Origin of the sequence: Methylobacterium sp. B1 (assembly GCF_000333255.1) — a bacterium.
Taxonomy (GTDB): Bacteria; Pseudomonadota; Alphaproteobacteria; order Rhizobiales; family Beijerinckiaceae; genus Methylobacterium; species Methylobacterium fujisawaense.
Window position 1 is genome coordinate 21,033 of record NZ_BACT01000830.1, and the last position, 12,581, is coordinate 33,613.

At 65.9% G+C, this 12,581-nt stretch carries 12 protein-coding genes and 3 pseudogenes; 8 read left to right on the top strand and 7 right to left on the bottom strand.

Annotation, left to right across the window (positions count from 1 at the left end):
* Positions 1-212: 212 nt before the first annotated feature.
* A pseudogene (locus I53_RS35455) lies at positions 213-377 on the top strand (transposase); the annotation flags it as partial.
* A gap of 86 nt (positions 378-463) precedes the next feature.
* A pseudogene (locus I53_RS34245) lies at positions 464-622 on the top strand (5-formyltetrahydrofolate cyclo-ligase); the annotation flags it as partial.
* Between the two features lie 529 nt (positions 623-1,151).
* Here the strand turns inward: I53_RS34245 and I53_RS35460 are convergent.
* Both I53_RS35460 and I53_RS24030 read right to left on the bottom strand, forming a co-directional pair.
* The gene (locus tag I53_RS35460; protein ID WP_251982433.1) at positions 1,152-1,538 is read right to left on the bottom strand and encodes a hypothetical protein; all 387 of its coding nucleotides are present in this window, start codon (positions 1,536-1,538) and stop codon (positions 1,152-1,154) included.
* Between the two features lie 44 nt (positions 1,539-1,582).
* Entirely contained in the window at positions 1,583-2,854 is a 1,272-nt protein-coding gene (locus tag I53_RS24030; RefSeq protein WP_251982434.1) for an FAD-dependent monooxygenase, read from the bottom strand.
* A gap of 298 nt (positions 2,855-3,152) precedes the next feature.
* Between I53_RS24030 and I53_RS24035 the strand changes: the two genes are divergently transcribed.
* From I53_RS24035 to I53_RS24045, 3 genes are all read left to right on the top strand, one after another.
* The gene (locus tag I53_RS24035) at positions 3,153-3,659 is read left to right on the top strand and encodes a helix-turn-helix domain-containing protein (RefSeq protein ID WP_085987701.1); all 507 of its coding nucleotides are present in this window, start codon (positions 3,153-3,155) and stop codon (positions 3,657-3,659) included.
* Positions 3,656-4,027, top strand: coding sequence for an antibiotic biosynthesis monooxygenase family protein (locus I53_RS24040; RefSeq protein ID WP_043355447.1), 372 nt, complete (start codon positions 3,656-3,658; stop codon positions 4,025-4,027). Before I53_RS24035 ends, I53_RS24040 begins: the two co-directional genes overlap by 4 nt.
* Before the next feature lie 131 nt (positions 4,028-4,158).
* On the top strand, positions 4,159-4,449 hold the full coding sequence (locus I53_RS24045) for a DUF4267 domain-containing protein (protein WP_306307449.1): 291 nt from the start codon (positions 4,159-4,161) through the stop codon (positions 4,447-4,449).
* Between the two features lie 169 nt (positions 4,450-4,618).
* Here I53_RS24045 and I53_RS24050 read toward each other — a convergent pair whose 3' ends face one another.
* Positions 4,619-5,011 carry a helix-turn-helix domain-containing protein gene (locus tag I53_RS24050; protein WP_043355449.1) on the bottom strand — a complete coding sequence of 131 codons (393 nt, stop codon included), beginning with the start codon at positions 5,009-5,011 and terminating at the stop codon, positions 4,619-4,621.
* Between the two features lie 82 nt (positions 5,012-5,093).
* Here I53_RS24050 and I53_RS24055 point away from each other — a divergent pair, with 82 nt between their 5' ends.
* Positions 5,094-5,825 (top strand): SDR family oxidoreductase, encoded by a 732-nt coding sequence (locus tag I53_RS24055; protein ID WP_043355451.1) that lies wholly within the window; start codon positions 5,094-5,096, stop codon positions 5,823-5,825.
* Positions 5,826-6,284: 459 nt separating this feature from the next.
* On the opposite strand, the gene I53_RS24060 is transcribed toward I53_RS24055, so the two are convergent.
* The 4 genes and pseudogenes from I53_RS24060 to I53_RS32750 all read right to left on the bottom strand — a co-directional run bounded on the left by I53_RS24060 (position 6,285) and on the right by I53_RS32750 (position 10,969).
* On the bottom strand, positions 6,285-7,919 hold the full coding sequence (locus tag I53_RS24060) for an arylsulfatase (RefSeq protein WP_251982436.1): 1,635 nt from the start codon (positions 7,917-7,919) through the stop codon (positions 6,285-6,287).
* A 68-nt stretch (positions 7,920-7,987) separates the two neighbouring features.
* Positions 7,988-8,968 carry a formylglycine-generating enzyme family protein gene (locus I53_RS24065; protein ID WP_043355452.1) on the bottom strand — a complete coding sequence of 327 codons (981 nt, stop codon included), beginning with the start codon at positions 8,966-8,968 and terminating at the stop codon, positions 7,988-7,990.
* A gap of 627 nt (positions 8,969-9,595) precedes the next feature.
* Positions 9,596-10,770 (bottom strand): annotated as a pseudogene (locus I53_RS31790) (IS3 family transposase); the annotation flags it as partial.
* Between the two features lie 28 nt (positions 10,771-10,798).
* Positions 10,799-10,969 (bottom strand): hypothetical protein, encoded by a 171-nt coding sequence (locus I53_RS32750; protein ID WP_251982435.1) that lies wholly within the window; start codon positions 10,967-10,969, stop codon positions 10,799-10,801.
* Positions 10,970-11,114: 145 nt separating this feature from the next.
* Between I53_RS32750 and I53_RS24080 the strand changes: the two genes are divergently transcribed.
* Together I53_RS24080 and I53_RS24085 are read left to right on the top strand one after the other, a co-directional pair.
* The gene (locus I53_RS24080; protein ID WP_043355454.1) at positions 11,115-11,795 is read left to right on the top strand and encodes an aspartate/glutamate racemase family protein; all 681 of its coding nucleotides are present in this window, start codon (positions 11,115-11,117) and stop codon (positions 11,793-11,795) included.
* A 13-nt stretch (positions 11,796-11,808) separates the two neighbouring features.
* Positions 11,809-12,581, top strand: a 773-nt coding sequence (locus I53_RS24085; RefSeq protein ID WP_043355455.1) for an amidohydrolase family protein, incomplete at its 3' end; no start/stop codon positions are given.

Sequence of the window (12,581 nt, forward strand, 5' to 3'; positions counted from 1 at the left end):
CGTCGTAGAACAGTCCTGTGGAACGGCCTGGTGTCAGCCGCCGGATGTCAGCAATCAGGCTATCCAGAGCGTAGTAGTACATCGGCATAGCATCGGTCCGCGATCGTTGGAGATAGGCCTGAAATAGGACCTCGTGACGCATCCGGCGAAGGCCGCCTTGTGAGCTGGCCGGTTGAGGCTGAGGTCATAGGAGTAATCCTAGGACCTTGAGCATGACCAAGGCGGGTATCGAACTGGTGAGAGCTGAGCGGCGTCGACGCTGGACGCGGGCGGAGAAGGAGCGGTTGGTCGCCGCTTCGTTTGAACCGGGTGTGTCGACCTCGGATGTCGCCCGCCGGGCCGGTCTCCACGTCGGTCAGCTGTTCCGCTGGCGCAAGTTGCTGTGCGAGCGTGTCGGCGCTCCCACGCCAGCGCTGGTCCCCGTCGTGATCACTCCCACGTCCGCCGCGATAACGGTCGAGCCTATCACCTGGGCTATGGCGGCGGCTTCTATAACCGGACCATCGCGTCCAGGCCAACGAAGCCGCTGGTCATCGGCGTCGGCTTCGACCTCGCGCGGCTGCCGACGGTTTACCCGCAGGCGCACGACGTTCCTATGGACATCATCGTTACAGAAGACGGGGTCTGGCCAGACACAGGACGATCCATGGCGCGCGCAGCTGTGCGATTGGCGGCTGCGCGGACGATCCCCGATTTCCGCTCGCGCAATAGGGCGTTCAGAGCGGACAAAGCCACGCTCGGCATAAGCGGCGAGCTGAGTGGCCTAAGGAGCGCGAGAGGCGTTGATCTGACCTTGAGGTGTGATCCGACGCGTCGGGCTGTGAGTGACGATCGCGAAGCAGGTCGACTTGAACAAGCACAGCCAGTGCCGTGCGTCCGGGATTTGTCTGGCTTTCCGGAAAGGTCACTTGCGTGTTTGACGACTGCCCCGAAGCGCTGCTACGAAGCTTCGTATCGGGGCAGCGAAAAGCTCAATAATTGCAATGTGCTCGGGGGCATGGCGGCGAATCCCCCCCTCTCCGCCAAGCCGTGGTTGTTGACACAAATGGAAGCGCCGGCCCGGGCCAGTCGCTCGGCCACGGCGCCGCCGATCCCGGTGGCCGCCCCCGTCACGATGACGGAGGCCCCGGTAAGGGATCGATCGATGACGCTCACGATGCCGCTCCCGTTTCGGTGCCGAACACCCGGCTGCAGTACGTCGTCAGCTGATCTGGTCGGTCTGCCCGCCCGCGGAAGGCGATGTGGCCGTCCGGGCGCACCAGCACCAGTGATGGCCGTCCGACGAGCCCGTAGGCGGCGTGCGCCTTGCGGTCGAGGTCCGACAGCACGGGTGCGTCGCCGGCCACGCACAGCGGTCCGGCCAGCACGAGGCGCGGCCGTACGGTCTTCCACGGGGCTATCGCCTCGATGGCAGCCCGCAGCGATGGAACTGCATCCGGCGAATGCCCGTCGAAGCACAGCAGCGCCCAGCCCGTCGTATGCCCATCCGGGTTGTACAGGTACGGAAACAGCGACGTCGTCCGCCCCGCACACACCACCTCGGCCTCCGGGGCGCGCTCGCCCGACCGCGCCCCGCGCCCGGTCAGCCGGTCCCCAGGCCCGTGAGATGATCCTCGTTCAATGGGCTCTTCGGGTAGCTGACGGCCAACTGCTGCAAGTCGTCCGTGCCCTGCATCACCGAGCCGATGCCCGGCAGCGCCTTGGCGACGAGGCTCAGCGCCGCGTCGGTGACCGGCCCGCGGTAGACCGTGCGGTCGAACCCCTTGGCCTGCTGCGCGCTGAGCCGGGCGTGCTCGGCACCGCGCTCGTCGCTGTACGAGTTCAGGACCGCCGGGCCGGCCTCGCCGCGCAGGGTCATGGCGAGCCGCCATGCGACCTCGACCGCGTCGTGCAGCCCGGCGTTCATGCCTTGCCCGCCGATGGGCAGGGACAGGTGCCCGGCGTCACCGGCCAGGAACACCCGACCCTTGGCGTATGTCGAGGTGACGCCATACTGGAAGCGGCTGTGGGTGAGCCACTGCGGGTCGGAGAGCGTCAAAGTCTCGTCGCCGGTGACTTCCCGGGCGACTTCCTGGATCTCGTCGAGGGTCGGATCGCGGTCGGGCACGCCGGCATCGTCGGCCAGGAAGAACAGCCTGTGGTAGCCGCCCCAGACCGGCATCACGCCGCAGAAGCCGCGCTCGTAGTAGAAGAACCAGAGCTGGTCGGGCTCGCCCGAGCGTCGCCAGGACAGCTTCGCGTCCACTTGCCGATTCATGCGGCGCGGGAGCTTCGTCGTCTCGAAGTCCAGTCCGAGCAGCGGGCGTACCGTGCTCTTGGCACCGTCGGCAGCTACGAGGTAGCGGCATCGACGCGTCTCCAACGGACCATCCTCGCCTCGCCGGAAGGTGAGGGTGACGCCCGTGTCGTCCTGGGTGACATCGACCACCTCGCAGCCGCGCTCGATCCGACCGCCGCGGTTCTCGAAGATGTCGATCAGCGTGGTCTCGATGACGTCCTGCCCGCTGTAGAGCACCTGCCGATAGGGACTCGCGACATCGTCGATGACGATGGGGGTGGTGGCGGTTCCGTTGACAAAGAAGTTGACGGTGTGGATGGCATAGGCCTGCTCGGCAAGCACGTCCCGTAGCCCGACGCTCGCCAATAACTCCTGCGGCCGGGCCCACAGGTTGTTGGCCCGAGAGTAGGCCATCTTCTCGGTGCGCATCTCTAGGATCATGCACTCGACACCGTGATGGCGCAGGGCGCAGGCGGTCGTCAAACCGACCGGGCCGGCCCCGACGACGATGACCTCAGCGTCGTACGGGATACCTCCAGAATTGAGTGATGCGATCTCGTAGGCGGTGTTCGACATGGCAAGCTCGACTTTTGAGGTGAGGGACCAGCGCTCAATGCTATATGCGAGGTGAGCACGATCCGGTTGTATAATCGACAACATATTGTCATTTTGTCTCCTCGGAACGATCCTCGCGGCAGTGGGGTTCCAGCGCATCCAACAGATTCAGCTTCACTGAGCTTGCTGTGCGCGGAGGCGCAGAGCGTGCAGCAATAGCGCCACCCGCCCCCCCCTCGTATCGACAGCATGATGTCGTATTGACTTGCCATTGGCGTTGGCGGATGCTGGTCTGATGAGACGATCCAGTCCAAACGGTATGCGCGCCGCCCGCCTCACGCAGGCTTTGTCGAGCCTCGTCCTGGAGGTATTTCGATTGAACGGCGACCTGTTGACGGCCGGCGACGCCTTGGTCGGCGACCTCGGGCTCAGCAGCGCGCGCTGGCAGGTGTTGGGTGCGGTCGCCCTGTCGCCGGTGCCACTGCCAGTGGCCCACGTCGCCCGCAACATGGGACTCTCCCGGCAAGCGGTGCAGCGGGTCGTCAACGAGATGTGCGCCGATGGTCTCGTACGTCTTGATCCCAATCCGCACCACCGCCGCGCTGGCCTCGTGGCGCTGACAGAGCGGGGACAGGCAGCCTACGCCACCGCCATGCGGCGTCAGGCCCGCTGGGCGACGTGGGTCACGGACGGGCTCGACCCCGAGGATATCGAGGCGGCCGCCCACACCCTGCGCGCGCTGCAGCAGCGCCTCGATAGTATGGCGGGTCATACCGAACACGCCGCATCCGACCAGATCCGCGTCACGGAGGAAGCCGAGTCATGATCAAGTTTGTCGAGATGGATGCTGCGGTCTCGGTCGGCGATCAACTGAAGGAGGACGACGGCAATCCCGTCGTTCTGATCAACACGTTCACCGTGCCCCCCGAGGACACGGACGCGCTGCTGGCGGCTTGGGGTCGGGACGCGGCGGTGATGAAGTGCCAGCCGGGCTTTATCTCGACCCAGCTGCACCGCGGCATCGCGGGAAGCCACGTCTTCCTGAACTACGCGGTGTGGCAGTCTGTCGGGCACTTCCGCGCTGCGTTCGGAAATCCGGAATTTCAGGCCGAGTTAGGCAACTATCCCGCAAGCGCGACCGCCAGCCCGCACCTGTTCCGCAAGATGGAGGTCCCCGGTATCTGCACCGCATGATCCTTTGGGATGCCCCGTAGCATCGCAAGGCCGGGAGATGCGGATGTACTGGGTTTCGACAGGCATCGCGGCACTGGCCGCGCTCGGGATCATCGCCATCGGCCTTTTATCTGTCAGATCCTAGGGCTGCGATGCACAGCTTTGGCCTACCGCTGCCCGAGGCGGGGGTGAACGTCGCGTGGTGGCTGCGCCTTAAAGGCGTGCGCGACGTCGTCTCCGGGTTGGTGGTGCTGTCCTTGATGGTGTCGGGTGAGCCACGACTTCTTGGCGTCGTCCTTCTGATCGAGGCGATGATCCCCGCAGGCGACATGGCGCTGATCCTGGCCGCACGTAATTCAGCCGGTTGCGCACTGAGCATTCACGGGACGACGGCGCTGCTGATGGTCGCGGCGGCCACTCCCTTGATCGCGGGCCTTAGGTGACGGTCCGGCTCGCGCCTCAGGCGCACTCTATCCACGTTCCCTTGTCTGCTTTTCTGCATTCTCTTCCAAAAAGCCGACTGTCGCCTTTCCACCCTGAGCGGCGCCCCCGCAACCGACCCCGATGACACGCCGCAGTTCGACAACTGCGGAGCCAAAAGCAGACGGGCTCTCACGGCTTCGTTTTGATGCTGCCGTGCTCGTGGTTGGCCGCCTCAATCGCCGCACTGTTGTGGAGCGCCCAGGCGCAGAGCGCCTCGAAGGGCTGGCGTAGCGAATGTCCGAGTGGGGTGATCGCATACTCGACGCCGATGGGTGCGGTCGGAAGCACCGTCCGGGTCACCAGGCCGTTGCGCTCCAGCCTTTTCAACGCGTCCGCCAACGCCTTGTGCGTGATGCCATCAAGCCGCCGCTTGATGGCGTTGAACCGTGACGGCCGTGGGCAAAGCACCGTGAGGATCAAGATCGTCCACTTGTCGGCAATCTTGTCCAACACCGGGCGGACCCGCGCCATGTTGGCGAGCGCGCACTCCGATGCGGCATCGAGATCGGTATCGTCGGCCATATCTAGGCTACCCTAGGTGCGTTCTTGATAGCAGATATACGCTCTGTATCTCCTGAGGCATCGCGTTTGGAGGGATGCTCAGATGGCTCGCATGGTGGACAAGGTTGCTCTCGTGGTCGGCGGGGCGAAGGGTATCGGCTTTGCTATCGCCGAGCGGTTGGCGATCGAGGGCGCGTCGGTCGTCCTCACCGGACGGCGCGCCGAGGACGTCGAAGTAGCCGCTGCGAGGATCGGACGCGACGCGCAGGGTCTCGTGGCAGATGCAGCCCTTCAGGAGGACTTGCAACGCGTCGTGGCCGCAGTGATGGAGAGGTATGGTCGGATCGACGCGCTGGTCCTCAACGCAGGCATCTCGGAACCGGCGACCCTGCGCGACGGGACGCCCGAGCATTTCGACCGACACTTTGCGGTCAACGTCCGTGGGGCTGTCTTCGGGTTGCAGGCGGCGCTCAGCGCGATGGGGCGGGGCGCGGCGGTGGTGCTGGTCGGTTCGATCGCCGACGTCATGGGGGTGACGCCCTACGGAACTTACGCCGCCACGAAAGCGGCCCTGCGCTCCTACGCGCGCACGTGGACAGCGGAACTGGCCCCACAGGGCATCCGCGTGAACGTGGTCGCCCCCGGTCCGACCGACACCGCCATGATGGCGAGCGTGCCGGAGGAGGGGCGGGCCGCGCTGATCGCCCCGATCCCGCTCGGCCGCATGGCGCGTCCTGAGGAAGTGGCTGCAGCCACACTGTTCCTACTGAGCGACGAGGCGAGCTTTGTCGCGGGGGCCGAACTGTGCGTCGATGGTGGAATGCGCCAAATCTAATTTCGCTACGTCGATTTCGGCATGTCCGCTTCGGAGGGTTTTCATCCCCGAAGCAGACCGGCGGAAAACCACCCATCTGAGACGCTCGGAGGTTATCGGCGCCAGCAGGGCATGGCCGAAAGAGGAACGACCGCTTTGGAGAAGGCTGGCCAGAGAAGCGGACGGCCTCTTATCGACCCAATGCAGTCGTTCACGCGTGGCCGTGCAGCTCTCGGAAGCGGACCTATGTTCCTCCACATCTCTGGCGGTGATGCTCCTAATTCTACCGTTCAGAAGACTGACGCAGCCTTCGTAGCGGCTTAGCCTTTCGGTCCAAGCTGCTCCAGATGCAGACCTTCAGACTCTCTCATCGGAACGACAGATGGAAGATGCAAGGCCGACCGATGCTCCCTGAGCAGCACGAAAGCTGAATGGATCAAACGCCGCAGAAATCGGTTCTTCTGCCGCTGGCAGCCGAGCTCATTTCGCCATTGCCGACCTGGCAGCCTGGATCCTCGCCTTCACAGCTTCGAGGTTAAAGCTCGCACCCTTTTGCATCGGCGGGAACTCAACGGCCGTCATGGCCAGCTTCTCCACCTCTTGCTGAACGAAAACGTAGCGCCAGAACTCGTACAGGAACCAGCTCATGTAGTTCTGCGCCCCGGTTTTCGTCCCATCGTCCGGCCAGCCCGTGCGCTCGAAGGGATCGAGCCGCAAGTTTGTAATGTAGGGGATGTCGGGCTTGGACTTGTCCCCCACCCATCCGCGGGGCTGGTCGATGAAGCGGTACTTGTAGTCGCCGATCCGGACAGCCCCCAGTTCGCTCTCGCCGAAATACCAGACTTCGTTACGCTTGGACGGGCCCTTGCCGGTGAGCATGTCCAGCTGGTTGTAGCCGTCCAGATGCACCTTGTAGGTCCGGTCGCCGATCTGCTTGCCCTTCTTCAGCTCCTCAACGATGTTTGGGTCACCCGCTGCCGCTACAAGCGTCGCGAACCAGTCGAGACCGGATATGACGCCATTCTCGACCTTGCCGGCTGGCACCTTGCCAGGCCAGCGGATCAGAGCGGGCGCGCGAAAGCCACCTTCCATGACCGTACCCTTGGACTGCGCGAACGGTGTCTGACCGCCGTCAGGCCAGGTGAAGACCTCCGTACCGTTGTCCGTCGTGAAAACCACGATGGTGTTGTTGTCGATCCCAAGATCCGTCAGCTTCTTCATCACCGCGCCCACGACGTCGTCGAGCTGCGCCATGCCGGCTTCCTGGATGCTCCAGCCGTTCTGGGAGTTGCGCATACCCTGGTACTTCGGTGACAGGTGTGTGGTGACGTGCATACGCGTTGGGTTGAGCCAGACGAAGAACGGCTTGCCGTCGGCCATAGCTTTGTCGATGAACCCGAGGGCTAGGTCACGGATCTCTTCGTCCACGGTCTCCATCCGCTTTGGGTAGAGCGTTCCGGCATCCTCGATCCGCTGCTTGCCGACCCTGCCCCAGCGCGGGTCTTCGGTAGGATCATCGACGTTCGTCGCCCACGAGTGGATCATGTTGCGCGGGCCAACCCTGTTCAGCAGGTCCTGCGGGTAAGCGGGGTGGGCCGGGTCTTCCATAGCGTCGAGGTGGTAAAGATAGCCGAAGAATTCATCGAAGCCGTGCACCGTCGGCAGGAACTCGTTCTTGTCGCCGAGATGGTTCTTGCCGAACTGGCCAGTGGTGTAGCCCATGCCTTTCAGCGCCGTGGCGATGGTCACAGCCTCTGCCGGAATGCCGATGGAGGCACCAGCTTGGCCGACTGTGGTCATGCCGGTGCGGATAGGCAGCTCGCCTGTGATGAAGGCCGCACGGCCCGCCGTGCAGCTCGCCTCCGCGTAATAGTCGGTAAACAACATGCCCTCGGCGGCGATCCGGTCGAGGTGAGGTGTCCGTCCGGCCATCATGCCGCGGTGATAGGCGCCAATGTTCCAGATTCCGATGTCGTCGCCCATGATGACGAGGATGTTCGGCCTTCGCTCAGACGCTGGTTGCTGCTGGGGTTGTGATTGGGCCTGTGCGGATGTGGTTGAGGCAGCCGAGACCAGCGCGGCTGTGGCGAGGGCCGATGTCCCGGTGAGAAGCATGTTGCGGCGGTTCAGGCCTCCGTCGACGTGCAGATCGGCCGGATTTCTCTCGCGGACATGGTCAGAATTCATGGATGCCCCCTCTCTCGCGCGATGCACCGGAAGCCGATGTGGCTAGTGGAGCTGTCGACCGGCTGCGGATGGCGTGCGGCTGGCCGGTAGCGTCGGCAGTAGTTCGGCGCGCACAGGTGCGAGCCACCCTTGACCACGCGGCGGGGCATGCGGATCGCAGGCTGGCTGGGGTCGTAGCTCCTGTCCTCGCGCCCGCCCCGAGGGTTCTCAGGGACGCAGCAAGTCTTCACGGCGTCTTCGGAGTGTCGCGGCGCGAAGAAGTCGGCCGTCCACTCCCAGACATTGCCGATCATGTCGTGCAGCCCGTAGCCGTTCGGCGGGAAGGCGGTGACCGGCGAGGTTCTCTCGTAGCCGTCCTCCGCGCGGTTCTCGTGTGGGAAGTCGCCTTGCCAAGTGTTGGCCATGTGGCGCCCACCCGGTGTGAGTTCGTCCCCCCAGGCGAACTCCGCCCCGTCAAGGCCGCCGCGCGCGGCATACTCCCATTCGGCCTCGGTCGGGCGGTCCTTGCCGGCCCAGGCGGCATAAGACCCGGCATCCGCGTAGGCGAGGTGGCCGACCGGGTGCTCGTCGAGGCCGGCGATGGAGGAGCCTGGCCCGTAGGGCCGGCGCCAGGGCACGCCGAACTTGAAGCGCCACCAAGCGCCCCCACCCCGCAGGTCGACGGGTCCCTTCGGCGGCTTGAACACCAGCGAGCCGGCCTGCAACATGTGCGGCAGCGCGCCGGGATAGTCTTTCGGATCAGGTTTTCGTTCGGCCAAGGTCACGTAGCCGGTAGCCCGTACGAAAGCGCGGAACTGGGCGTTCGTGACTGGGGTACGATCGATCCAGAAGCCGTCGACGGTGACCCGGTGGACCGGAGCCTCTTCTGGGTAATGCCGATCCGAGCCCATCCGGAAGGTGCCGCCCGGCACAAAGACCATGCCCAGCGATGCATCCGACGACACCGTTCGCCGACAGAGAAAAGAAGCGCCTGACATCGCGCGCTCCTAGACGCGGGTCAACGAGAATGCCTGCTCAGGATCGCAGCGCAGCAGGGTAGCAAGTCTGCGCATGGCAGCTTGATTGAATGGGACAGCAGTCCGGACTCGGCCCGGAAGCGTGCTCGATTTATGCCGTTCCGATTGGACTTGCCTCGCCGATTCGTCCCGTTGAGTTGCATGCTAACAATAGTGTTGCATTAACTGTTGCAAGACCACCAAGATCCGTGGGAAAAGGTTGGGACGCATGGCAGGTTTGCCGCAGGCAAAGTCTTGCGGAGTTTTTATCATGTCGAGAACCTGGCGAACACTGGCGACGGCGACCGTCTGCGCAGCGGGGCTACGGGCCTCCCCCGGCGCGAGGGCGGCCAAGTCGGCCCATGGCGTCTATCGGCTCGGATTTCGCGGCCCGCTCGCGGGAGCAACACCCCCGCTAGGCTTCTACTTCGAGTCCGATACCTTTTTCTGTCGAGGCGACTTAGAAGCTGGTGACCCTGCGCCGGAACGCCCTCGTTCGTAACCAGAGTCCGTTTTGATTCTGGTCCTGGCGGGGCCGGGCTGCGAACTCATTCGGGGTAAAGCCGCCTGACCTGACCGGTATTTTGGACCGGGCCGAGTGAGAGGCTCCTGCATGGCCGCGGTCATGGGTAGCGGGAAGGCGAGATCCGGGTAGCTGACGGGCGCGGGCGGCCGATAGTCCAGCGACGAATGCGGTCGGACGCGATTGTAGGTGGTTTGCCACAGCCCGACCTCGATCTGCGCCTCCTGCAGCGAGTAGAAGATCTCCTAGCGTAGGCACTCGTCACGAAGCCTGCCGTTGAAGCTCTCGCAGTACCCGTTCTCCCACGGGAATCCTGGCGCGATGTACTGGATCTGCGAGCCGGCCTTGGTGACCCACCTGCGCAGCGGCTTCGAGATCATCTCTGGGCCATTGTCGCAGCGGATGTGCTCCGGGAGGCCGTGCAGGCACATGGCGTCGGCCAGCGCCTCGATCACGCCGACGCTGTTGATGCGCCGCGCCACCTTCAGCGCAAGGGACGCCCGGCTAAGCTCGTCGATCCGCGTCAGGATGCGCTGGCTCCGGCCGTCGTGCGTTTGAGCCTGCACGAAGTCGAAGCTCCAGACGTGATTGCGGTAAAGCGGCCGCAGCCGCACGCACGAGCCGTCGTTGAACCAGAGCCGGCTGCGCGGGCGGTGCTTCCGGGGGACCTTGAGCCCCTCACGACACCAGATGCGCTGGACCCAATCCTTGCCGACCCGCCAGCCGTCTGGTCTCAACAGCGCGGTGACGCGGCGGTAGCCGTAGCGCCCGTACTCGGACGCCAGGGCGATGATGGCGCGGGTCAGCTCATCCTCGTCGGCCAACACGGTGGGCACGTAGCGTTGCCTGCCGCGGTGCTGACCGACGATCCGGCAGGCGTGACGTTCCGAGAGGCCGAATTTCTCCTGGATCGCCGCCACTGCCTGCCGACGTCGCTCGGGGGCTACAAATTTCCCGAGGCGACGTCCGCCAGCACCTGCTTTTCCAGGGACAGGTCCGCCACAAGCCGCCGCAACCAAGCGTTCTCGCGCTTCAGATCCTTCATCTTCCGCGCCTAGTCGACCTGCAAGCCGCCGTACTCCTTGCGCCAGCGATAGTAGCTCTGCTCGGAGATCTCCGCCTCCTTGCACGCCAACGCCAAACTCTCGACCTGGGCTGTCTGCACCTCGATCTGGCGCAACGTCAGCACGACCTGCTCCGCGCTCGTCTTCTGACCTCGCTTCGTGTCCCAGCTCCTTCGGTCCTGGCTGATCCTCTCCATCAGCCCGGTCCAAAGCCAGGCGGTCAGGCTACGGACCGACATGGATCAGGACGCCGTCCTCGAACACCACGTCCGCGCCGGTGCGGTAGACGTGGCCGCCGCTGTCGGGATCCCAGGCGACGACCCACCGGGGCCCCGTCACCAGGGTGGCGCCGGCGCTCTTGTCCGCAGCATCCTTGTCCGCAGCTTCGTCGTGCATCGATACCCTCGCTCTTGCGCCGACGAGGCGGGCAAGATCGGTGCCCGATCGGGCCGGCATCGCGGCGCAGCGCGGCCCGAGTTTCGCATCGCGCGGGCCACTGTCGTCAGCGGCAGGCCCGCGCGTCGGTTCCGCAGGAGGCGGCATGCATCATCGCGGCACCACCGGACCCGCGCGCATCCTGGTCATCAACCCGAACGCATCCCGGGCGGTGACGGCCGCCATCGACGCGGCGCTGACGCCGCTGCGCCTGGCCGGCGGCCCCGTCATCGCGGTGACGGACCTGCCCGAGGGGCCGGCGGGCATCGCGACCCAGCAGGACGCGGATTCCGTGGTGATGCCGCTGGCCCGGCGCATCGCGGAGGATCCGGCGGACGCCTTCGTCATCGCCTGCTTCAGCGACCCCGGCCTGCATACGGCCCGCGAGGTCGCCGGCGGCAGGCCCGTGATGGGGATCGCCGAGTGGGGCCTCCTCCGGTCGCTCACCCTCGGCGAGCGCTTCGGCATCGTCGCCCTCTCGGAGGGCAGCGTGCGGCGCCAGCGCCGGATGGTCCGCCAGATGGGCCTCGGCGAACGCTATGCCGGCAGCCGGCCCGTGGAGGCCCGGGCCGACGAGACGGCGGGGGAGGCGATCCGCGACCGCCTGATCGCGGCGGCCCGGACCCTGGTCGCGCGCGACGGCGCCGACGTCATCGTGCTCGGCTGCGCCGGCATGGCGCTGCACCGGGCCGCCGTCGAGCGGGCGGTCGGGTGTCCGGTCGTCGAGCCCTGCCAGCAGGCGGTGGCGGCGGCCCTCGGGGCGGTCCTGCTCCGGGCGGACCTGTAGGGAGACACCGGCGATGCACTACGACCTGCTGATCCGCGGCGGCACCTGCGTGACGCCCTGGGGCACCGAGGCGATCGATCTCGGCATCCGCGACGGGCGCATCGCGGTCCTCGCGACCCCGGCCGGCGCGACCGCGGAGGCGGTGATCGACGCCGCGGGCCTGCACGTCCTGCCCGGCCTGATCGACAGCCACGTCCACCTGCGCGACCCCGGCGACCCGGCGGTGGAGACGATCGAGACCGGCACGCGGGCCGCGGTGCTGGGCGGGATCGCCACCCTGTTCGACATGCCCAACACCGTCCCGCCGATTGCCGATACCGAGCGCCTCGCGTGGAAGCGCGACTACGTTGCGGGCCGGAGCTGGTGCGACATCGGCCTCTACGTGGCCGGCACGAAGGCCAATATCGACGCGCTCGCCGCGCTGGAGCGCGCGCCGGGCGTCTGCGCCGTCAAGGTCTTCGCCGGCAGCTCCACGGCGGCGCTGATGATCGAGGACGACGCGCATCTCGAACGCGCCATGCGCGCCGGCCACCGGCGCATGGCCTTCCACAGCGAGGACGAGGACCGGCTCCAGGCCCGCAAGCCGCTGTTCAGCCGGGGCCAGCCGTACCGGACCCACATGGAATGGCGCGACCCGGAATGCGCCTTCCTGGGCACGCGCCGCCTCATGGCGCTGGCGCGGAAGACCGGCCGGGCGACCCATATCCTGCACGTCTCCACCGCCGAGGAACTCGCCTACCTGCGCGATTTCCGCGACGTCGCCCCCGTGGAGGTGCTGGTCAATCA

Coding starts and splice junctions, on each gene's coding strand:
- I53_RS24030 (WP_251982434.1), bottom strand. CDS start 2,854: ATGTCGAACACCGCCTACGAGATCGCATCACTCAATTCTGGAGGTATC.
- I53_RS24035 (WP_085987701.1), top strand. CDS start 3,153: ATGCGCGCCGCCCGCCTCACGCAGGCTTTGTCGAGCCTCGTCCTGGAG.
- I53_RS24040 (WP_043355447.1), top strand. CDS start 3,656: ATGATCAAGTTTGTCGAGATGGATGCTGCGGTCTCGGTCGGCGATCAA.
- I53_RS24045 (WP_306307449.1), top strand. CDS start 4,159: ATGCACAGCTTTGGCCTACCGCTGCCCGAGGCGGGGGTGAACGTCGCG.
- I53_RS24050 (WP_043355449.1), bottom strand. CDS start 5,011: ATGGCCGACGATACCGATCTCGATGCCGCATCGGAGTGCGCGCTCGCC.
- I53_RS24055 (WP_043355451.1), top strand. CDS start 5,094: ATGGCTCGCATGGTGGACAAGGTTGCTCTCGTGGTCGGCGGGGCGAAG.
- I53_RS24060 (WP_251982436.1), bottom strand. CDS start 7,919: ATGCTTCTCACCGGGACATCGGCCCTCGCCACAGCCGCGCTGGTCTCG.
- I53_RS24065 (WP_043355452.1), bottom strand. CDS start 8,968: ATGTCAGGCGCTTCTTTTCTCTGTCGGCGAACGGTGTCGTCGGATGCA.
- I53_RS32750 (WP_251982435.1), bottom strand. CDS start 10,969: ATGCACGACGAAGCTGCGGACAAGGATGCTGCGGACAAGAGCGCCGGC.
- I53_RS24080 (WP_043355454.1), top strand. CDS start 11,115: ATGCATCATCGCGGCACCACCGGACCCGCGCGCATCCTGGTCATCAAC.